20 protein-coding genes are annotated in these 19,382 nt (G+C 74.8%); 11 read left to right on the top strand and 9 right to left on the bottom strand.

The window, feature by feature from the left end:
• Positions 1–30: 30 nt before the first annotated feature.
• The 3 genes from BMW27_RS09270 to BMW27_RS09260 all read right to left on the bottom strand — a co-directional run bounded on the left by BMW27_RS09270 (position 31) and on the right by BMW27_RS09260 (position 2,221).
• Complete coding sequence (locus BMW27_RS09270) at positions 31–243, bottom strand: three-helix bundle dimerization domain-containing protein (RefSeq protein ID WP_091442685.1); 213 nt, start codon at positions 241–243, stop codon at positions 31–33.
• A gap of 541 nt (positions 244–784) precedes the next feature.
• Positions 785–1,606, bottom strand: coding sequence for a cation transporting ATPase C-terminal domain-containing protein (locus BMW27_RS09265; RefSeq protein WP_245743424.1), 822 nt, complete (start codon positions 1,604–1,606; stop codon positions 785–787).
• Between the two features lie 93 nt (positions 1,607–1,699).
• On the bottom strand, positions 1,700–2,221 hold the full coding sequence (locus BMW27_RS09260) for a hypothetical protein (RefSeq protein ID WP_091442679.1): 522 nt from the start codon (positions 2,219–2,221) through the stop codon (positions 1,700–1,702).
• A 441-nt stretch (positions 2,222–2,662) separates the two neighbouring features.
• On the opposite strand from BMW27_RS09260, the gene BMW27_RS09255 reads away from it, so the two are divergent.
• Both BMW27_RS09255 and BMW27_RS09250 read left to right on the top strand, forming a co-directional pair.
• Positions 2,663–2,896, top strand: a complete 234-nt coding sequence (locus tag BMW27_RS09255; RefSeq protein ID WP_091442675.1) for a hypothetical protein — start codon at positions 2,663–2,665, stop codon at positions 2,894–2,896.
• A gap of 147 nt (positions 2,897–3,043) precedes the next feature.
• Entirely contained in the window at positions 3,044–3,709 is a 666-nt protein-coding gene (locus BMW27_RS09250; RefSeq protein WP_091442672.1) for a hypothetical protein, read from the top strand.
• Between the two features lie 497 nt (positions 3,710–4,206).
• On the opposite strand, the gene BMW27_RS09245 is transcribed toward BMW27_RS09250, so the two are convergent.
• Complete coding sequence (locus BMW27_RS09245) at positions 4,207–5,445, bottom strand: FAD-dependent oxidoreductase (RefSeq protein WP_175486444.1); 1,239 nt, start codon at positions 5,443–5,445, stop codon at positions 4,207–4,209.
• 487 nt (positions 5,446–5,932) lie between these two features.
• Between BMW27_RS09245 and BMW27_RS09240 the strand changes: the two genes are divergently transcribed.
• From BMW27_RS09240 to BMW27_RS09230, 3 genes are all read left to right on the top strand, one after another.
• Positions 5,933–6,157, top strand: coding sequence for a DUF7455 domain-containing protein (locus BMW27_RS09240; RefSeq protein ID WP_012949566.1), 225 nt, complete (start codon positions 5,933–5,935; stop codon positions 6,155–6,157).
• Positions 6,158–6,300: 143 nt separating this feature from the next.
• Positions 6,301–8,535, top strand: a complete 2,235-nt coding sequence (locus tag BMW27_RS09235; protein WP_091442667.1) for a VanW family protein — start codon at positions 6,301–6,303, stop codon at positions 8,533–8,535.
• Between the two features lie 124 nt (positions 8,536–8,659).
• The gene (locus tag BMW27_RS09230; protein ID WP_245743422.1) at positions 8,660–9,739 is read left to right on the top strand and encodes a YihY/virulence factor BrkB family protein; all 1,080 of its coding nucleotides are present in this window, start codon (positions 8,660–8,662) and stop codon (positions 9,737–9,739) included.
• Positions 9,740–9,958: 219 nt separating this feature from the next.
• On the opposite strand, the gene BMW27_RS09225 is transcribed toward BMW27_RS09230, so the two are convergent.
• Positions 9,959–10,186 carry a DUF3039 domain-containing protein gene (locus BMW27_RS09225; protein ID WP_012949569.1) on the bottom strand — a complete coding sequence of 76 codons (228 nt, stop codon included), beginning with the start codon at positions 10,184–10,186 and terminating at the stop codon, positions 9,959–9,961.
• A gap of 76 nt (positions 10,187–10,262) precedes the next feature.
• Here BMW27_RS09225 and BMW27_RS09220 point away from each other — a divergent pair, with 76 nt between their 5' ends.
• Both BMW27_RS09220 and BMW27_RS09215 read left to right on the top strand, forming a co-directional pair.
• The gene (locus tag BMW27_RS09220; RefSeq protein WP_091442662.1) at positions 10,263–11,213 is read left to right on the top strand and encodes a pseudouridine-5'-phosphate glycosidase; all 951 of its coding nucleotides are present in this window, start codon (positions 10,263–10,265) and stop codon (positions 11,211–11,213) included.
• A gap of 2 nt (positions 11,214–11,215) precedes the next feature.
• The gene (locus tag BMW27_RS09215; RefSeq protein WP_217638094.1) at positions 11,216–12,085 is read left to right on the top strand and encodes a carbohydrate kinase family protein; all 870 of its coding nucleotides are present in this window, start codon (positions 11,216–11,218) and stop codon (positions 12,083–12,085) included.
• Positions 12,086–12,095: 10 nt separating this feature from the next.
• Here BMW27_RS09215 and BMW27_RS09210 read toward each other — a convergent pair whose 3' ends face one another.
• The 4 genes from BMW27_RS09210 to BMW27_RS09195 form a co-directional block, all read right to left on the bottom strand.
• Positions 12,096–12,392 (bottom strand): DUF3099 domain-containing protein, encoded by a 297-nt coding sequence (locus BMW27_RS09210; RefSeq protein ID WP_245743421.1) that lies wholly within the window; start codon positions 12,390–12,392, stop codon positions 12,096–12,098.
• Between the two features lie 204 nt (positions 12,393–12,596).
• Positions 12,597–13,181 carry an HhH-GPD-type base excision DNA repair protein gene (locus BMW27_RS09205; protein WP_091442653.1) on the bottom strand — a complete coding sequence of 195 codons (585 nt, stop codon included), beginning with the start codon at positions 13,179–13,181 and terminating at the stop codon, positions 12,597–12,599.
• A 154-nt stretch (positions 13,182–13,335) separates the two neighbouring features.
• The gene (locus BMW27_RS09200; RefSeq protein ID WP_091442649.1) at positions 13,336–13,566 is read right to left on the bottom strand and encodes a hypothetical protein; all 231 of its coding nucleotides are present in this window, start codon (positions 13,564–13,566) and stop codon (positions 13,336–13,338) included.
• Positions 13,567–13,651: 85 nt separating this feature from the next.
• The gene (locus BMW27_RS09195; protein ID WP_091442645.1) at positions 13,652–15,172 is read right to left on the bottom strand and encodes a cation:proton antiporter; all 1,521 of its coding nucleotides are present in this window, start codon (positions 15,170–15,172) and stop codon (positions 13,652–13,654) included.
• A 222-nt stretch (positions 15,173–15,394) separates the two neighbouring features.
• Between BMW27_RS09195 and BMW27_RS09190 the strand changes: the two genes are divergently transcribed.
• From BMW27_RS09190 to sigB, 4 genes are all read left to right on the top strand, one after another.
• Positions 15,395–16,396, top strand: coding sequence for a sensor histidine kinase (locus BMW27_RS09190; protein ID WP_217638093.1), 1,002 nt, complete (start codon positions 15,395–15,397; stop codon positions 16,394–16,396).
• Positions 16,393–17,052 carry a response regulator gene (locus BMW27_RS09185; RefSeq protein WP_091442640.1) on the top strand — a complete coding sequence of 220 codons (660 nt, stop codon included), beginning with the start codon at positions 16,393–16,395 and terminating at the stop codon, positions 17,050–17,052. Before BMW27_RS09190 ends, BMW27_RS09185 begins: the two co-directional genes overlap by 4 nt.
• Before the next feature lie 588 nt (positions 17,053–17,640).
• Entirely contained in the window at positions 17,641–18,072 is a 432-nt protein-coding gene (gene dtd / locus BMW27_RS09180) for a D-aminoacyl-tRNA deacylase (protein WP_091442637.1), read from the top strand.
• Between the two features lie 248 nt (positions 18,073–18,320).
• Positions 18,321–19,304, top strand: a complete 984-nt coding sequence (gene sigB / locus BMW27_RS09175) for an RNA polymerase sigma factor SigB (RefSeq protein ID WP_091442632.1) — start codon at positions 18,321–18,323, stop codon at positions 19,302–19,304.
• Positions 19,305–19,382: the final 78 nt, after the last annotated feature.

The raw sequence follows: 19,382 nt of genomic DNA, 5'->3' as shown, positions 1-19,382 counted from the left end.
CCGGGCGTCTGTCCGCGGCGGTCCGCCCGCCTAGCCGTCGACGGTTCTCCTCCGGAGCCGCTCGGCCGAGGCTCGTTCGACGAGCAGGGGCATGAACTCGCGGATCGGCCTGTCGTCCAACCGCTGCCGCTCGGTCTGCACGATCCCGGACACGACCTCGGCCGGCACTCCCGGGAACCGGGCCGCCAGCCGGTGCAGGACCTCCTCGAGGACCCGTACCTCGTCGTCGGCGTGCCGCATCATGTCTCTCCTTCCGTTCGAGGCGTGTGCAGATCAGAGCTGCCGCGCGTCCGCACGGCCGAGCCGTCCGTGCTGCCGACCGGGCACGCGGCCCGGCTCGCCGTGCGACGTCAGGCGGTGGGCCGGGCGGTGGCCTCGTGGGGGGCGCTCTGCGGCGACTCCGACGGCTGCGGCAGCCGGCCCCCGAGGATGGTGAGCGTGGCCGGTCCGGCGAGGTCGCCCCCAGCACACGTCGGCGTCAGGACGGCGTGCCGTGGACGCGAGGTCGTTGGTCACCGCCTCGACCTCTCCACCTGCAGGGGCAGCCGTGCGCCCTGCTGCCCGGACGGGCTCGGCGGTGTCGGAGACCCGGGGCCGGAGCACCCGTGGTCTCCGTGGCGGACGGTCTGCCGTTCCCGGCGTCCCCGTGGGTTGCGCGCCGACGCCCGGGGCGTCGTCCGGCGTCGCGCCGGTGGTGCTCGCCTCGTCGTTGGTCGAGTCGGCTGCGCCCTGCTCCGGGTCACGGACCCGAAGGGGGGGTCGGGCGGCCGAGCGGACCGCTCCGTCACGCAGCGACCGATCCGCGGTCGTGCTCCCGGTTCGGGACGGCGGGGGTGCGGGGCCCCTCTCCGGTGAGGAGGGCTGGGAAGAGCCGCGGTAGGGCGGCCGACGTGACCGTGGCCGCGGTCGAGCACGCCAGGACGACGGCCCAGGACAGGGGACCGAGCGGCCTGCAGCCGAACAGCCGGCTGGCTCCCGGCAGCTGGATGATGGCCGCCAGGACTCCCGCCGATCCGAGGCCGGTGGCCACGACGAGCGGGTTGCGGCCGCTCAACAGCAGGGTCTGCCCGAGCTCGGCCCCCACCAGGGTGGCCAGGGCGACCGTGCTGGCTCGCCGCCCGGTCCCGATGCGGCGGGCGATGAGCCAGGCCACCAACGCGCCAGCGCTGGTGACGGTGCCGCGGAGCCCGATCTCGCGCAGCAGCGGCGCCCCCAGCGACGGCGGCTCCGAGGAGTGTCGGCTCGCCGTGAGAGCGCCCCTCCCGTCGTCGGGGTGCGCAGGAGCCGGCGGTGGCGTGCACCGGGTGCCGGGATCGGTGCCGCACGCGGGCGAGCCCCTCCTCAGGGCCGCACGCCGACCCGCCGTGCGGCTTCCGCCGGCATGCACGGACGACGGCGGCACACTCAGGGCGTCGCCGACCGTGCGGCCGGCATGCGGGTGCAGTCGCCTCGCTCGACCGGCCGCTGCTGGTGGCAGCCGCCCGGCTGGGCCCGCTGGACTCTCGGTCGCGGGCTCCCCGAGCCAGACGATGAAGCGCACCCGACCGCTCGGTGAGGCGCCGGTGCTCCAGGTAGCCGCACAGGCCGAGAACCCGCCGAGCGTCATGCGCTTGGTTGTGCGAAGGGGTCGCTCCCGGGCGTGTCCCGGTCTTCGTGGCCGGCGGCAGGCCGAGTCGACACTGCCGCCGGCCATGAGGTCTCAGCGCAGCGGGACCAGCTCTCGAGCGCTGCCGCTGATCGTGAGAGCGAGGCGCCGGCCGACCCGCAGTCCCTGGTCGGCGAGGGAGTACGTCGCCTCGATCAGGTCCTCGGGCCGCACCAGTGCCGCTGGGACGACGCTGCGGAGGATCGTGGTGACGCTGTGCACGACGCCGGCCACGGCGTCCTCGCTGTTGCGAGCAGCGTCGGCCAGCTGACGACGCGCCCGCTCCTGCTGCTCACGGAGCAGCTGCTCCTGCAGCTCGGACCGAGCGTCGGTGAGCATCTTCCCGACGCGGGCCTCGTTGCCGCTGTCCGACTCGTTGTCGACGAGCTGTCGTGCGACGTGCAGGCGGACCTCCTGCGTCAGGTCCCCCTGCGCGCGCGCCAGCTCGGCGAGCTCGGCCGGTGCCGCAGCAGCCTGAGTGCCGTTGGGGCTCTCGGCGCGCTCCTGCCCGTTGTCGCGGCGGTTCTTCGCGCCCGAGGTCTGGGCGCTGGACTCGTTGGTGGTGGGACTGGTCATCGGTGTCCTCCAGGGTGGGTCCGTGTGTGGACCGACCCAGCGTCCGTGCGGCAGGTGAACCGGATGCAGGAGGACGGTGCCCTGCGGGCGATCTGCCGCCGAACAGCTGCCGACAGACCATGCTGGGCGGCACCTCATCGCCCACAGAGCGGGGTTGGTGCCTGACCTGGAACCGCAGACCGCCAGGGCGGGGGTGGGGGCCCGCTGGGCCCCGCGACTTCGAGGCCGCAGGTCGAGGTCGAGGTCGAGCAACGTCCGGTGGACGTCACCTCGCCGGTGTGGTGGCCGCCCCGGGCGGCCGGCCGCATCGGTGTGCCCACACGGCAGGAGCTGACCCGTTGAGCGGACTGCACGCCGCCCCGGAACCTCACCACGGTCACTGGCCCTGGGCTCCGGACTCGTCCCCGACAGCCGACGGCGGGACGCGGGCTCGTCGACCAGATGAGGTGCTTCCCGTCGGCCCGCTACGCCCGGGGCCCGCTGGCCGACGCGCTGACCTTCGCCGATCAGACCACCGGCCCCGACGGCGAGGCCATGGACGTCGACGACCGACTCGCCGACGTGCTGCGCCGGCACGTCCCGGACAGTCCGAACGCGAGGGCTCACTCCCAGCGGGCCCCGGCCATCCGCGCCGCGGGCCACCGCACCCGGCGACGCCTCCGCGCGGCGACCTGACCAGCCCATCCGCCTCGGGGCACGACGTCGCGTGGAGCAGCCACGGGACCACCTCGGTGCCTCCGGTGGCGGCACACACGAACGGGTTCACACGGTCGTGGCCGGGCGTCCATGCTCGGTTCATCTTCCCGCGCCGAGGAGGCGACCATGCCGACCGCAGCCCGCCGCACCACCACGGACACCCCCAGGACCCTCAAGACCAACACCGGCACGACCGGCACCGGCACCGACCGACCGACCGGTTCCGCCACCACGAGCACTCCCGGCGAGACCCGCGGTACCGAGCCGGCCACCGGCAAGGCACCGGCACGGAGCGGGGCGGCTGCTCGGACCAGGACCGCAACAAGAGCTCGCCCGACCGGTTCCGCCCTCACCCACGTCGCCGGCGCGCCCGTGGACCCTGAGCGGGCCGGCGGCACGCCGCGGGCGGCACGGAGTACCGCCGCCGCTCGGACCGGCACCGCCACGCCGCAGCGCCCGGCCGCCACCGCCGCCACGAGCGCCCCAGGCGCCACCCCGACCACGGATCAGGCCGCCGAGCTGGCCCAGCAGATGACGCGCGCCGCTGTGGAGAAGGCGGCCGCCCTGGGGTCAGGTGTCGCCCACTCGGTGCGGACGGTCGTCACACTGCCGGTGACCGCGACCGCCGCGGTGGTCGACGACGTCGTCTCCACCGTCCGCCGACCCGATGCCGTGCTGTACGGCGGGGCCCTGGTCGGCCTGGCCGCCTTCGGCCTCCTGGAGTGGCCGGTTGCCGCCGCCGTCGGGGTGGGCGTCGCGGTCGCCGGCGGCGTGCGACGCGCTCGCACCTGACAGCGGCATCGGGACGCGCTGTTGCGGGGAACGGAGGCCGATGTCCTCGACGAGTACCTCGACGAACGGTTCGACAACGTCGACGTACCGGATGGCCTACCTCACCCTGTTCGGGGACGCGTTGCCCCACCCCCAGGGACAGGTCTCGCCGACCCGACCCAACGACGTCGACGTGCCCGGTCTGACCCCCGGGACGCCGACGGGCTGACACCGACCGGCCAAGGGATGGCACGGCCAGCCCTGATCGGGTCCTGGTCACCCAGCACGGACCAACACGGGGAGGACTGCGTGCACCACTCGGCCGATGTCACCGCGGCCACACCGTCGGTCCAGGATGCTCCCCTGCACACGGCTTGTGAGCTGCACGCTCTCCTGCGGGACATGCACAGCGTCAAGGCGTGGCCGGTGCGCGACCACCTCGACTGAACCGACGACCGAGGGCCCGGTCCGCTCCGGCGGGCCGGACCCTCGCGCGTCCGGCGGTCCGCGATGCCGTCTCACCACCACAGCGGCCCGAGCCGCCGCGCCCGTGCCGCCACGACGGACCACGGGGTGGACGCGTCCTTGGCCTGGTCGATGGGGTTGATACCGAGCCGCATCGTGAGATCGGCGCGCAGCATGTGGACCCGGTTCTCGAACAGCATCTTCTCGCTGATCCAGGAGACGGCGTCCACCTCCGGTCGCCACTCCTCGTCGTAGGACGCAGCGGCGGCGACCAGGCCCTCCGGGGTGGTGCCGGCCCGACCGATGGCGAGGTCGAGCACCATCGCCGACTCGAGCGCGGCGTTGACCCCCTGCCCGATCGGGGGGAAGGGGCCGGCCGCGTCGCCGATCAGCACGCACCGTCCGGCGGACAGACTCGAGCAGCTCAACTTCTGGCCGATGTGGTGACACCCTCGCCGGGCGAACGCGGCGACCGCATCGGGGGAGGCCAGGTCCAGGATCCGAGGGCAGTGGCGGCGCAGCCACGCGCGCGCCTCGTCGACCGACCCGAACCGCAGTTCGCGCCGGGTGCCGACGCCGCAGAACCACCGCGGGGCGCCGCCGTCGTCGTCCGCCTTGATCGCCCCCGCCACGCAGAACGGTCGGGTCGCCAGCGCCTGGAGGTAGTGCGGGTCGAGCTGGTCGGAGAGGCGGTCCAGCTCGACCATCGTGAGGTGGTTCGGCAGTTCCGCGCGCTGCACCTCGAAGCCCGGAACCTGCTCCTGCACCGCCCGGCGCACGACCGATCCGGCTCCGTCGGCGCCGACGACGAGGTCGAAGCGCCGGGTCGTCGGCGCCGCCCCGGTCGGGGTCCAGGTCACCGTCCCGGTCGCCACGTCCACGGCTTCCACGAGGCAGCCGTACTCGAGCTGCACCTCGCCCTCGACCGTCCCCGCGAGGGCGTCGGTGAGCGCACGCAGGATGTCGCCCCGAGAACCGGTCCACCCCGGCGCGCGCCACTCCTCGACCACCCGGCCGCCGTGCTGGATGCCGCGGAATACCAGCAGCCGGGCGTCGAAGTACGCCGTCGCGTCGATGTGCTGCAGCGCCCGGTGGCCGTGTCCGGTGATGTCGATCGTGTAGGAGCGCTCGGGGTCGAACCGGGGGCTCGCCTGCGGGGGGTCCTGCCGTTCGAGCACGGTCGTGCGGATGCCGCGACGAGCGAGCGCGATCGCCGCCAGCAGCCCGGCCGGCCCGGCCCCGATGACGGCGATGCCGCCGCGCTCCGGTGGGTCGTGGCGTTGGTCACCCATGGCCTCCCCTGGACCCCTGCCGTCGGATCCTCGCGTCAGGCGAGCGTGCACCCCCGGCACGGGAGTCGCGAGGGCCATGGGCCCCCCACGTGCCAGCGCGGACGCGACCCGGTGGGTCGCTGCGTCGTCCGTGAGGATGACGGCTGGATTGCGGGATGGTCACGATCTCACCCCGACGAGCTGGTCGATCGGTGTACGCCGTCGCGCGCCGGGTAGACGGCGTAGCGTGGGGGTTGTCAAGACAGCAGCGGACCCACCAGCCGGACGACGACCGGCGCACGCGAACGGCGACAACAGCACGACACGACAGACCGGCACGAACCAGTGACGTCCCTGCTGACCCGCACCACCAGCACCACCGGCACCGGCCTCACCGTCCACGGCGAGTCCAGCGTCGGATCGGTCGGAACGGGAACACAGGGGGACATCCTGGCGCTGTGCAGGAGGCCGATCCGCAGCCGCGGGTCCGTGCGGTAGAGAGCGAGTGATGACCCAGATGACCCAGACGCTGACGACGACCCCGCCCGCCGACGACCTCGTCGTTCCCTTCCACTGTGACCGCTGTGGCGCACTGGCCAAGGTGCGGGTGGTCCTCGCCAGCGGTAGCGACCTCGTCTTCTGCGGGCACCACGCCCGCGAGTACGAGGGCAAGCTCCGCGACATCGCCGTCGACATCATCGAGACCGACGGCGAGCAGCGCCTCAGCCACTGACGGAGACGCTATCGTCGCGGACAGCGATGAAGCCCTCACCCGACGCCGCCGCCGGCGTCCCGTTCCCGCCTGACGGGGACAGGGCGCCGGCGGCTCCGTCGTTCCCGGGATCCCCCGGTCGACGACTACCCGGAGATCCCGCGATGCCCCCGCAGACCCCTGCTCCCCACACCCAGCAGCCGCCCACCGGGCAGACGCCGGAGCAGCCGGACCACACCGCCCCGATCGAGGACGTCGAGGGCCTGTCCGACGAGACCCGCCCGGTGCCGCGCGACCGGGGGCCGATCGGCCCCGACGTCCCCGGCCCGGCCACCGCAGCCCCGACGCCCGCCACCCAGGCGCCCGCCACACCGACGGCCGGTGCCGACGGCCCGGCGACGGCCGCGGCCACTCCCGGGCCGGCCGTCGAGGAGGGCCAGACGCAGGACATCCGCCTCGCGCCCGACGAGGCCGCTGAGCAGCCGCCCACCGCGGACGACGACCGCACCGGCGTGCTCCCGCCGGTGCCGCCGGACGGCCCGGCCGAGACCCCCGACGCTCCGCCCGCCTCCGGGTCCGACGGCTCCGGCGGCGACGGCAGCGGTCCGGACGACGGCGCCGGGCAGCCCCGCCGTCCCTGGTGGCGCCGCCCGGCCGTGGTGACCCCCGTCGCGGCAGTGGGCGTCCTGGCCGCCGCCTACGGGGTGGACCTCCTGGCCACCGGCGGCGACGTCCCGCGCAACACGGTCGTGGCCGGCGTCGACCTCGGCGGCCTCTCCCCCGCCGCGGCCACCGAGCGGCTGGACACCGAGCTCGCGCCACGCGTGGTCGCCGACCACGTGGTCGTGGCCGACGACGTGGAGGGCACCCTCTCCCCCGCCACCGCCGGCATCACCCTCGACGTCGAGGGCACCGTCGACGCTGCCACCGAGCAGCCGCTGAACCCCTGGACCCGCCTGGTCACCCTCGCCTCCGACCGCGAGGTCGCCCCGGTCATCACCGGCGAGGACACCGCGCTGGCCGCCCAGATCGACGGGATCGCCGAGCAGGTCGACCGCGCCCCGGTCGACGCCACCATCGCCATCGAGGGGACGACGGCGAGCGTCGTCGAGCCGGTGCCCGGACGCACCCTCGACCGCGAGGGTGCCGCCGAGGCGGTCACCGCCGCGCTGGCCTCCGGCGGCGATCCCAGCACCCCGATCGAGCTGCCCGTCGACGTCACCGAGGTGTCGGTGGACGCCGCGGCGGCGCAGCGGGTCCTGGACGAGACGGTCACCCCGGGGCTGGCGGCTCCGGTCACGGTGTCCAGCCAGGACGGCGCCACCTCCGTCGAGGTGCCCGAGACGGCGATCGCCGCGTCGCTGACCTTCGCGGCGCAGGAGGACGGCGAGCTCGCCGTCGCCGTCGACCCGGCCGCGCTGCAGGAGGCGATGGGCGACGACTTCGCCGAGTTCGGCACCCCGGCCGAGGACGCCCGGTTCGAGCTGTCCGGCGGCAGCGTCTCGATCGTCCCGTCGGTCGACGGCGTCGGCGTCGACCCGGCGGCGCTCGCGCCCCGCCTGCTGGAGGTCCTGCCGCAGCCGGCACCCCGCACGGTCACCGCGGACCTGGGCCCGGTGCCGGCGGAGTTCAGCACCGCCGACGCTGAGGCGCTGGGCATCCGCGAGGAGATCAGCACCTTCACCACGAACTTCACCAGCGCGGCCAGCGGGACCAACATCCGGGTGGCCGCCGCCGAGCTCGACGGCGCGCTGGTGCGGCCCGGGGAGACCTTCAGCCTCAACGACCACACCGGCCCGCGCACCACCGCGCAGGGCTACGTCGAGGCCGGCGTCATCCAGAACGGTGCGTTCGCCACCGCCGTCGGCGGCGGCGTCAGCCAGGTCGCCACCACGATGTTCAACGCCGTCTTCTTCGCCGGCCTCGAGGACGTCTACCACAAGCCGCACAGCTTCTACATCAGCCGCTACCCGGCCGGCCGCGAGGCGACGGTCTACTACGACTCGATCGACCTGCAGTGGCGCAACGACGGCGACACCGGCGTCTACGTCGACACCCAGTGGACGCCGGGCTCGCTGACCGTCACCTTTTACGGGACCAAGCGGTACGACGTCGAGTCGATCAGCAGCGACCGCTACAACCTCCGCCAGCCGGTCGTGCAGGAGAAGCCGGACGACGGCAGCTGCAGTCCCCAGGGCGGTTCCACCGGGTTCGACATCACCGTCACCCGGGTGTTCAAGGACCCGGCCAGCGGCGCGGAGGTCAAGCGCGAGGACTTCCGCACCCGGTACGCCGCCGAGCCGGTGATCCGGTGCGTGCCGGTGGCCCCCCCGGCCGCTCCGCCGGCACCCGACGGCGCCGCCCCGGTCCCGGCTCCGGCCCCGGCCCCCGGCGGCTGAGAAGGGACCCCCCTGGCCCGCCATGGAAGGACCCCGTCCTCCTCACCCCTCGCAGGCTCGGGCGAGCCTCGAGACGGGGCCGGCGGCGGGACCCTGCAGGCGGCCGGTCGGCACGCTGACCTGCGTGCACACTGGGGCGGTGCGCACCGTCCTGCCCGGGGGCCGAGAGGCCGACGCCGGACACCCCGAGGACGGCACCGACGGCGCCCCGACCGGAGCGACCGCCGTCCCCGCTGAGCACGCCCCGCACGAGCGCGGACGGCTGGCCCGCTGGCCGGCTCCGCTGCGGGTACCGCTGCAGGTGCTCGGCCGGACGGTGGCCAAGGCCTGGCACGACCGCATCCTCGGGCTCTCCGCCGAGGCGGCGTTCTGGCAGATCCTCTCGGTCCCGCCGCTGCTGATCGGTCTGCTCGGCACCCTGGGCTACCTGGGCACCTTCATCGGCGACGCCTCGGTCGCCCGCATCGAGGCAGAGCTGGTCCGCGCCTCCACCGAGGTGCTCACGCCGGACGTCGTCGAGGGGCTGGTGCAGCCCACGCTGGACGACATCCTCGGCTCCGGGCGGCTGGACCTGGTGAGCGTCGGCTTCGTGCTCTCGCTGTGGGCGGGCTCCTCGGCCACGGCGACGTTCATGAACACCGTCGTCATCGCCTACGACCAGCGCGACGTCCGCGGCCCGATCCGCACCCGGCTGAAGGCGCTGTGGCTGTTCGTCGTCGGGCTGCTGCTGGCGGTGCTCACGCTGCCGCTGCTGGTGCTCGGCCGGGGGGTGCTGGTCTCCCTGCTGCCGGCCGACTGGCGGGGCACCGCAACCGTGCTGGTCAACGCCGTGTACTGGCCGGTGGTGCTCGTCGGCCTGCTGCTGGCGCTGACCAGCTTCTACCACGTGGTGCTGCCGCGGCGACTGCCCTGGCACCGGCACCTGCCGGGGACCGTGCTGGCCGTCGCCTTCTTCGTCGTCACCGCGCTGGCCACCCGTACCTACGTGGCCGACATCCTCACCACCACGCTGCCCTACGGGGCACTGGCCACCCCGATCGCCGTGCTGCTGTTCTGCTTCTTCTTCGGGATGTCGGTGCTGCTGGGCGCGGAGCTCAACGCGACGATCCAGACCCGCTGGCCCGCTCCGCTGCGCCGGCACCAGCGGCGCAGCCAGGAACGCCGGGCCGCCAAGCTGGAGCGCGCGCGAGCAGCCCGGGGCTGAGCGCGTCGTCGTCCCCGGCCGTGCCCGCGGCCGGGTCCCGTCCCCACCGGCGGCGGGCTCGCCCGGCCGCGCGTCGAGCCCCGCGCACCGGCACCGCGACGATCACGGGCGTGCGGTGGTGGCGCACCGGTTCCGGATGGCGTGTCGCCGCCCGGACCCCGTGATCATCGCGGCACGGGCCCCGTCACGAGCTCGTGCGGCGCGGAGGACGGGGTCCGGCTACTTGCGCAGCTGCTCGTAGACCTCCTTGCAGGCCGGGCACACCGGGCTGCCGGGCTTCGGGCTTTTGGTCACCGGGAAGACCTCGCCGCACAGGGCCTCGACCATCGTGCCCATGACCGCGCTCTCGGCGATCTTGTTCTTGCGCACGTAGTGGAAGACCTCGTTGGCGTTGCCGGTGTCGCCCTCGCGGACGTCGGGCTTCTCGAGGATGTCGGTGCTGCTCACGCGGTGCTCCCTCAGGTCGGGGACGGGGCCGGGAGGCGCCCGCCGGGCGCGACTCCTCCGCCTCCATGATGGCAGGGTGCTGCCCTCCCGCCCCGGTCCGCCCGCCGTCCCGCCCGCCCGGGCGCCCGTGCTGTCCTCCGAGGTCGCCGACGCGCTGACCGCCGGCCGGCCGGTCGTGGCGCTGGAGAGCACGCTGCTGGCCCACGGCCTGCCGCGGCCGGACAACCGCGCCGCGGCCGACCAGGTGGAGGCGGCCGTGCGCGCCGGCGGGGCGGTCCCCGCGACCATCGCCGTCCTCGACGGCGTGCCCCACGTCGGGCTGACGCCGGACCAGCTGGACCGGGTGTGCGCCGACCCCGACCTGGCCAAGCTCGCCGTCCGCGACCTGTCCGTCGCCCTGGCGCTGGGCCGCAGCGGGGCGACGACCGTGTCGAGCACCGCGCTGCTGGCCGCCGCCGCCGGCATCGGCGTGTTCGCCACCGGTGGACTCGGCGGCGTGCACCGCGAGGCGGCCGACACCTTCGACGAGTCCGCCGACCTCACCACGCTGTCGCGCACCCCGCTGCTGGTGGTCTGCGCGGGGGTGAAGTCGATCCTCGACGTGCCTGCGACGCTGGAGCGGATGGAGTCGCTGTCGGTCACCGTGGTCGGCTACCGGACGACGACCTTCCCCGGCTTCTACGTCGCCGACTCCGGCTCGACGCTGGACTGGGCGGTGTCCTCGCCGGAGGAGGCCGCCGCCGTCCTCGCCGCGCGGCGCGGCCTGGCCCCCGGCGGCGTGGTGGTGGCCAACCCGCTGCCGGACGACGAGCAGCTGGACCCCGAGCTGCACGACCGGGTGATCGCCGACGCGCTGGCCGCGGCGGCGCAGGCCGGGGTGCGCGGCAAGGCCGTGACGCCGTTCGTGCTCGAGCACCTGCACCGGGTCAGCCAGGGCGCCACGCTGGCGGTCAACGTCCGGCTGGTGCTGCGCAACGCCGAGCTGGCCGGCCGGATCGCGGCGGCCCTGGCCGCCCTCCCCCGCTGACCGTGCCCGACGTCGTGGTGGTCGGCGACCTGGCCACCGACGTCGTCGTGCTCCTGCACGGTGCCCCGGCGCCCGGGTCGGACCGGCCGGCCGCCATCCGGAGCCACGGCGGAGGCGCCGGGGCGAACGTCGCCGTCCACCTGGCCCGGCTGGGCACGCCGGTCACCTTCGCCGGCTGCGTGGGGGACGACGGCGCCGGCACCGGCCTGGTCGCCGAGCTGGCCGCCGCCGGTGTGACGCCGACCGTCCGCGTCGTCCCGGGCGCGGCCACCGGCACGATCGTCAGCCTGGTCGAGCCGGGTGGGCAGCGCAGCATGCTGGCCGACCGGGGAGCCAACCTCGCGCTCGCGCCGGACGACGTCCCGACGCCACGGCGGCACCTGCACCTGTCCGGCTACACCCTGCTCGCGCCCGGTCCGCGCGCCGCCGGGCTGGCCGCACTGGCCGCCGCCCGCGCGGCCGGGTGCACCGTGTCGGTGGACCCGGCGTCCACCGGGCCACTGGCCGCCTCCGGTGTCGACCGGTGGCTGGCCGACACGGCGGCGGCCACGCTGGTGCTGCCGAACGCGGACGAGGCCCGGCTGCTCACCGGCTGCGCCGACCCGGCGGCGGCCGCGCGGGCGCTCGCGGCCCGCCACGCCGTGGCCGTCGTGACGCTCGGCGCCGACGGCGCGCTGTGGGCCGCGGGCGACGTGCTGGTGCACCGCCCGGCGCACGCGGCGGAGGTGGTCGACACGACCGGGGCCGGCGACGCGTTCACCGCCGGCCTGCTGTCGTCCTGGCTGGCCGACCGGGACGGGGACCCGGTGAGGGCGCTGGAGGCGGGCCTGGCGCAGGCGGCGGTCGTGGTCGCCCGGCCGGGCGCCCGCTGAGGCCCTCTGCTCAGTGGTCGATGACCCGTCCCGGGCGCACCGGGTTCTCCAGGATCCGGTCCGGTCGCGGCGCGGTGTAGCGGTTGACGTCGACCTTCTTCTTCGGTGGCCGGTCGTTGGCCATCATCACCGCGACCCAGGGCAGCACGGTGCCCAGCACGGCGAAGATGAGCGCCAGCCACAGGACCTGGTAGAAGAGCGCCGCCAGCACCAGGCTCACGCCACGGACGAGCATGGTGAGCACGTAGCGCCGCTTCCGGGCGGCGTGCTGCTCGGCCAGGCTCGGTTCGGCCTCCGTGATGAGCACCGGCTCCGGCCGACGGGTTCGCGCGGGCTGCTGGCTCGAGGCCACGGGCTTCCTCCCCTCCGCCGTCCCTGACGGGCCCGGCGGATCCCCTCACGAGCTGCGGTGCCCGGCGTCCCGACGGCGCCCGGATCCCCGTACAGCCCGGGGTCTGCCGCCCATGGTGCCACCGGATCGCGCACGATGCAGGCACCCCGGCGTTGCATCTCAGGAGGTCACAGCCGCCTTCGCCGCCCGCTTGGCCTCCTGCTTGGCCGCCCGCACCTGCGCCAGCGACTCGGGGCCGGTGACGTCGGCGACCGACCGCCGTGACCCCTCCCGGCCGTAGTCGCCGGCGGCTTCCCGCCACCCCGGCGGGGTGACGCCGTACTGCTTGCCGAGCAGCGCGACGAGGATCTTCGACTTCTGCGTGCCGAAGCCGGGCAGCTGCCCGATCCGCTGCAGCAGGGTGGCGCCGTCCGGGACGTCGGCCCACAACCGCTCCGCGCGGCCGTCGTAGCGCTCGACGAGGAGCCGGCACAGGTCCTGGGTGCGGGCCGCCATCGATCCCGGGTAGCGGTGGACCGCCGGCGGGCCCCGGAAGGCCTCCGCCAGCTGCTCGGGGTCGGCCTCGGCCAGGTCGGCGGCGGCGAGGGTGTCGACGCCGAGCCGGTCGGCCAGCAGGCGCGGGCCGGCGAAGGCGCGCTCCATGGGGAACTGCTGGTCCAGCATCATCCCCAGGACGAGCGCGAGCGGGTCGCGGCTCAGCAGCTCGTCGGCGGCGGTGTCCTGGGTGATGCGCAGGGTCGGCACCGGGGGAGTGTGCCGCACGAGGTCGGCGACGACGGCCGGACGGCCGTGCTGCTCACCCTCTTCGCAGCGGCCTCCTCCGCCGGACCACAGCCGGGCGCTCCGCCTGGTGGCGGCGACGCGCCCTCGGGGAGGTCGCGCCGCCGCCACGACCGCCTCAGACCACCGCGCCGTCCGCACGACGCGGCCCGGAGGTCCGCCGCCCGGCGGCGACGGGGGCCTCGGGCACCGGGGGCCAGCGGCGGTCCAGCCCGGGCGGCTGGTGGTGGAGGTCGGCAGCACCCCGGTGGGCCACCACCTCGGCGTGGTGCACCGCGGCCAGCACCAGCGCCACGACCGGCAGGACCGTGGTCCAGGCGACCGGCGAGGAGCGCGTCACGACCGCCACGCCCTCACGCTGACACAGCGCCGTTTCCCGCCGACGGCGGCGGCCACGTGTCGGCGGTGGGCGCCGCAGCGGGAGGGCTGTCCGTTCACGTGCCGGTGTCGCCCAGCCAGTGGGCCAGCCGGCCGCTGCGGTGGACGGCGAGGATGCGGCGCTCGGTGTCGTGCCGCTGGGCGGGCTGCGTGAAGACCAGCAGGACGTCGCCGGTGCGCAGCCGGGTGTGGGGAGCGACCGCGGACGTGGTCCCCTCGCGCGCGAGCAGGCCGGGGGTCGCCCCTTCGGGCAGGCGCAGCTCGTTCATGTAGACGCCGTGCAGGCGGGATCCCGGCAGGACCCGGACCTGCAGGAGGTCGGTGCCCAGCTCGTGCAGGGACGAGGTGCCGACGTCCAGGTCCAGCGGTACGCCGTTGCACCGCCCTGCCGGCTCCGGGTCCCGGGGCAGGAGCCGGCGCGGGATCCCACGGGCCAGCCGCGGGGAGGAGTAGACCGCGATCGGGCCGAGGACGGCGAGGACCAGGACGTACCCGGCGGCGAACGGGCCGAGCCGGGAGTCGAGCCCGGCGGCCAGCGCCAGCGACGCGAGGACCAGCGAGAACTCACCGCGGGTCAGGACGGTGAGTCCGATGTTCGCCGCACCCAGGCGACCGAAGCCGTGCACGCGGGCGGCGACGATGCCGGCGACGACCGCGAGCACGACGGTCGTCCCGGCGGCGACGAGGATCTGCGGGAGCACGGCGAGGACGTCCCCGACGTCGATGGTCAGGCCGAAGTGGAAGAAGAAGATGGCGCCGAAACCGTCCCGTAGCGGGTGGGTCAGCTGCCGCAGCCGGCGAGCGGTGGGCGTGGCGGCCAGGATCAGGCCGATCATGAACGCGCCGATGGCGTCGGAGACGCCCAGGTGCTCCCCGGCGCCGGCCGTGCTGATCGCCAGCCCCAGGGCCAGGACGACGACGATCTCCTCGTCCCTCGTCCTCATCAGCGCGCTGACCCACCGGGTGCCGTGCCGCGCCACGACGGACAGCACCAGCAGGAACGCGAAGGAGATGCCGATGCCGGTGGCGGCCTCGGCCACGCTGGAGGCGCCGCCCAGCACCGGCTGCAGCAGGGCCAGGTAGAGGGCGAGGAACAGGTCCTCGATGACGATGATGCCGAGGATGACGCGGGTCTCGGGGTTGCCGAGCCGCCGGGTCTCGACCAGCAGCTTGGTGACGATGGCCGACGACGAGATGCCGACGATGCCGGCCACCACGAGGGCCTCCGACGTCCCCCAGCCCAGCGAGAAGCCCAGCGCCAGCCCGCCGCCGATGTTCAGGCACAGGTAGACGCCGGCGGCTGCCGCGAGTCGCCGTCCGCCGGAGGTGAGCTGCGCGAGGGAGAACTCCAGGCCCAGGTAGAACAGCAGGAACACCAGGCCGAGACGGGCGACCAGCTCGAGGTCCGCCGGATCGCCGACCAGCACGAACCCGGGGGTGTGCGGCCCCAGCAGCACTCCGGCCAGCATGAAGAGCGGGATCGTGGGGAGCCCGATGGGCACACCGGCGCGGGCGACCAGGCCGCAGACGAGGAAGGCGCCGCCGAGGGCGAGGAGTGCCTCAGCGACGTGGTGCACCCGGCCCTCCTCGTCGACGTCCTCCCCCGCCTGCCGATCGCCGGCCCACCGCGATGCTCACGGGCCGGGTGGCCGGAGCGGTATCCGTGGCAGCACCCATTCCGGAGCGGACCGGACATGGGTGCTGGGCCCCATCTCTCCCGCGCGTCCTTGGCCGGGAGGCTCCCGTGCCCGAGGCTCGACGACGTCGGTGACGGGCAGCGGGGCGGTGGGAGGCGGCAGATGAGACAGGGGGCACGGCTGGAGGCCGGTCGCGGTCTGCCGCTGTTCTGGCGGGTGTGCCTGGTCAACGGCGCCGTCCTCACGGTCGGCACCGCGGTCCTGGCGGCCTCCCCGGCCACCGTCTCCACGCCCGTGCTCGCCCGCGAGGCCCTGGTCCTGGCCGTCGGCCTGACCGTGATCCTGGTCGCCAACGGGTTGCTGCTCCGTGCGCTGCTCGGGCCGCTCGACCGGTTGCGACGCCTCATGGAGGACGTCGACCTGCTCCGCCCCGGCCAGCGCCTCCCGGAGCAGGGCAGTGGACCGGCCGCCGAGCTCATCACGAGCTTCAACGCGATGCTCGAGCGCCTCGAGGCCGAGCGCGCCGCCTCCAGCGGGCAGGCGCTGGCCGCCCAGGAGGCCGAGCGCCGCCGGGTCGCCCAGGAACTGCACGACGAGGTCGGGCAGAGCCTGACCGCCGTCCTGCTGGGCCTGCGGCGGGTGGCCGACCGGGCACCGGCGGACCTCCAGCAGGAGGTGCTCCTGGTCCAGGAGACCGCGCGGGCCAGCCTGGACGAGGTCCGGCAGGTGGTGCGGCGGCTGCGGCCCGGCGTGCTCGACGACCTGGGCCTGGTGAGCGCCCTCACGTCGCTGGTGACCGAGCACGCCCGGCTCACCGGCGCGGACGTGTGCCGTCGGCTGTCCCCCGACCTCCCCCCGCTCGGGCCGGACGCGGAACTGGTCGTCTACCGGGTGGCGCAGGAGGCGCTGACCAACGTCGCCCGGCACGCCGCCGCCGGCCGCGTCTGCGTCGACCTGACGCCCACGTTCGCCGGCGACGCGGTGCAGCTGCGGGTCGTCGACGACGGCCGAGGTCCCGGCGACAGCCACGAGGGAGCGGGGATCCGCGGCATGCGGGAGCGGGCCATGCTCGTCGCCGCGACGCTCACCGTCGGCCCCCACCAGGAGGGCGGTACCGAGCTGCGGCTGCTCGTCCCGGTGCCCCGGACGGAGGAGCGCCGGTGACCCGCCCGCCGAGCACCCGGATCCTGCTCGCCGACGACCACGCCCTCGTCCGTCGCGGCGTCCGGCTGATCCTCGACAACGAACCGGACCTGACCGTCGTCGCGGAGGCGGGCGACGGCGCCGAGGCCCTGGCGCTGGCCCGCGTGCACGCCATCGACCTCGCCGTCCTCGACGTCGCGATGCCCCGGCTGACCGGGCTGCAGGCCGCCCGGGAGCTGTCCCGGCGCTCCCCGGCCACGCGCATCCTGCTGCTGTCGATGTACGACAACGACCAGTACTTCTTCGAGGCCCTGCGCGCCGGCGCCTCCGGGTACGTGCTCAAGTCGGTCGCCGACCGGGATCTCGTCGAGGCCTGCCGGGCGGTCGTGCGGGGGGAACCGTTCATCCACCCCGAGGCGCTGACCGCGCTCATGCGTGAGCACCTCCAGCGGGTCGCCCGTGGCGGACGCCTGCCCGGCAGCATCCTGTCCGCCCGCGAGGAGGAGGTGGTCAAGCTCATCGCCGAGGGGCGGTCCTCGCAGGAGATCGCGGACCTGCTGGTGATCAGCGTGAAGACCGTGGAGCGGCACCGGGCCAACATCCTGGCCAAGCTGGAGATGCGGGACCGCACCCAGCTCACCCGGTACGCGATCCGCGCAGGCCTGGTCGAACCCTAGGACTGTGCGGCCGGTCACCGACCTCCTCCGGATCGATCTCGTCGCAGACCAGCCGGACCGGCTGACCAGGGACCGGCGCACCGGAGGGGCCGCCGGGGCGGTGGCGCGGGACGAGGCTGTCGGTCCCCCCGGGCGAGCACACCGGAGGCCTGGTCCGCGGTGTGCTCGTGCCGCCCCATCAGGAGGTGGCTCGCCTGCCCGATGACAATCCCCGCTGCTCACCGCGGTGCCCGGTCGCGCTCCGTGCCGGCGACAGCCACCGCCCGCGATCGTCAGCCGCCGTGGTCGCCGTGGCGGCGATGGCCTGCAGGCAGCGACGACTCCCCGCCTGCCGCTGGGCAGCAGGCAGCCGCCGACCTCACCGCGGCGGCCGCCGGCGGAGCCCTCGCGTCTCCGTCGCCGACCCGCTGCCGCTGGACGAGATCGCCGCGGCCCACGACCGTCTCGACGCGGGCGGTCACCACCGCGTCCTGCTCGCCGTCCCGTGGTCGTCGGCCCGGGTCCCGGCCGGGCGGCTCGCCGGCCGCGGCGCCCCGGGGCAGGTGGGGGTCCCCCGCCGCCCTCCCCGCCCGGCCGGAGGATGGCCGGGTGCGCGCGGTGTTCAGCAGGGTCGGTACGGCGGCCGTGACCGTGGACGGCGCGGTCGTGGGCGAGATCGGCCGCGGGCTGCTGGCGCTGGTCGGGGTGGGCCGTGAGGACGACGCGGAGCGGGCCCGGACGCTGGCGCGCAAGGTGCACGAGCTGCGGGTGTTCCCCACCGAGGACGGCGCCCGGTCGGTGGGCGACCTCGGCCTGCCGGTGCTCGTCGTCAGCCAGTTCACGCTCTACGCCGACACGCGCCGGGGACGGCGTCCCTCCTGGGCCGACGCGGCCCCCGGCGAGGCAGCGGAGCCGCTGGTCGAGGAGGTGGTCGCCGAGCTGCGCCGCCGCGGCAGCGAGGTCGCCACGGGTGTGTTCGGAGCGCGCATGCTGGTCTCGTCGGTCAACGAGGGGCCGATGACCTTGCTCCTGGAGGTCTGAGGGCCGGTCGAGCCGGGTACCCAGACGTGACACGACACACGTCCTGTGCGTTGGCTGGGGAACGGGCATCCCTGGAACACCTGACCCCATCCGGGCCGTTGGACAGGGCGTACCACACGGACACAGAGCGGGGGCTCACCGGCTGACCAGGCCGGCCGAGCGGCCCCACCCCCGACGCCCGGGTGCACCGTCGCCCATCGACGACCGACGGCGTGCATCCGACCCGAAGGCAAGGACGAAGACAGATCGTGACGCTGCTGCAGTCTTCCACCACTGACACCCTCGAGGTCCGCTCGTCGCGCCGCGAGCCGGACACCAGCGGTCTGGTCTCGACCGACCTCGTCCGGGTCTACCTCAACACCATCGGCAAGACGGCGCTGCTCACCGCCGAGCAGGAGGTCGAGCTCTCCAAGCGCATCGAGGCCGGCCTGTACGCCGAGCGCCTGCTGACCGAGCGGCAGCTGACCCCTGCTCTCCAGCGGGACTACAAGGCACTGGCTGCTGACGGCAAGGCCGCCAAGCGGCACCTGCTGGAGGCCAACCTGCGCCTCGTCGTCTCGGTGGCCAAGCGCTACACCGGCCACGGCATGACGTTCCTGGACCTGATCCAGGAGGGCAACGTCGGCCTGATCCGGGCGGTCGAGAAGTTCGACTACACCAAGGGCTTCAAGTTCTCGACCTACGCGACGTGGTGGATCCGCCAGGCCATCACCCGCGCCATGGCCGACTCCGGCCGCACCATCCGGCTGCCCGTACACCTCGCCGAGCAGGTCAACAAGGTGGTGCGCACCCGGCGCCGGATCCACCAGGAGCTGGAGCGCGAGCCCACCGCTGAGGAGCTGGGCCTCGAGCTCGACATGACCCCGGAGCGGATCACCGAGCTGCTGGAGTACTCCCGCGACCTGGTGTCGCTGGACCAGACCGTCGGTGCCGACGAGGAGTCCCGGCTCGGCGACTTCATCGAGGACGCCGACGCCGCGGTCGCCGAGGACGCCGTGGCCTTCCAGATGATGAAGGGCGACGTGCGCACCGTGCTCTCCACGCTGGAGGAGCGGGAGCGCGACGTGGTCGTGCTGCGCTTCGGCCTGGACGGCGGCCAGCCGCGCACGCTGGAGCAGATCGGCAAGCAGTTCGGTCTCTCCCGCGAGCGGGTCCGCCAGATCGAGCGCGAGACGATGGCCAAGCTGCGCGACCCCCAGCGCGCCGACGCCCTGCGCGACTACCTGGCCTAGTCCCGGACTCGTCGAGAGCCGGTCACCGTGCGGTGACCGGCTCTCGCTGCATCTGCAGGGGGTGACCACTGCCCTCCT

Origin of the sequence: Geodermatophilus poikilotrophus, from assembly GCF_900111455.1 — a bacterium.
GTDB classification, from domain to species: Bacteria; Actinomycetota; Actinomycetes; order Mycobacteriales; family Geodermatophilaceae; genus Geodermatophilus; species Geodermatophilus poikilotrophus.
The sequence above is the reverse complement of the archived record's forward strand: the minus strand, read 5'-3'. Positions and strand labels throughout refer to the sequence as shown.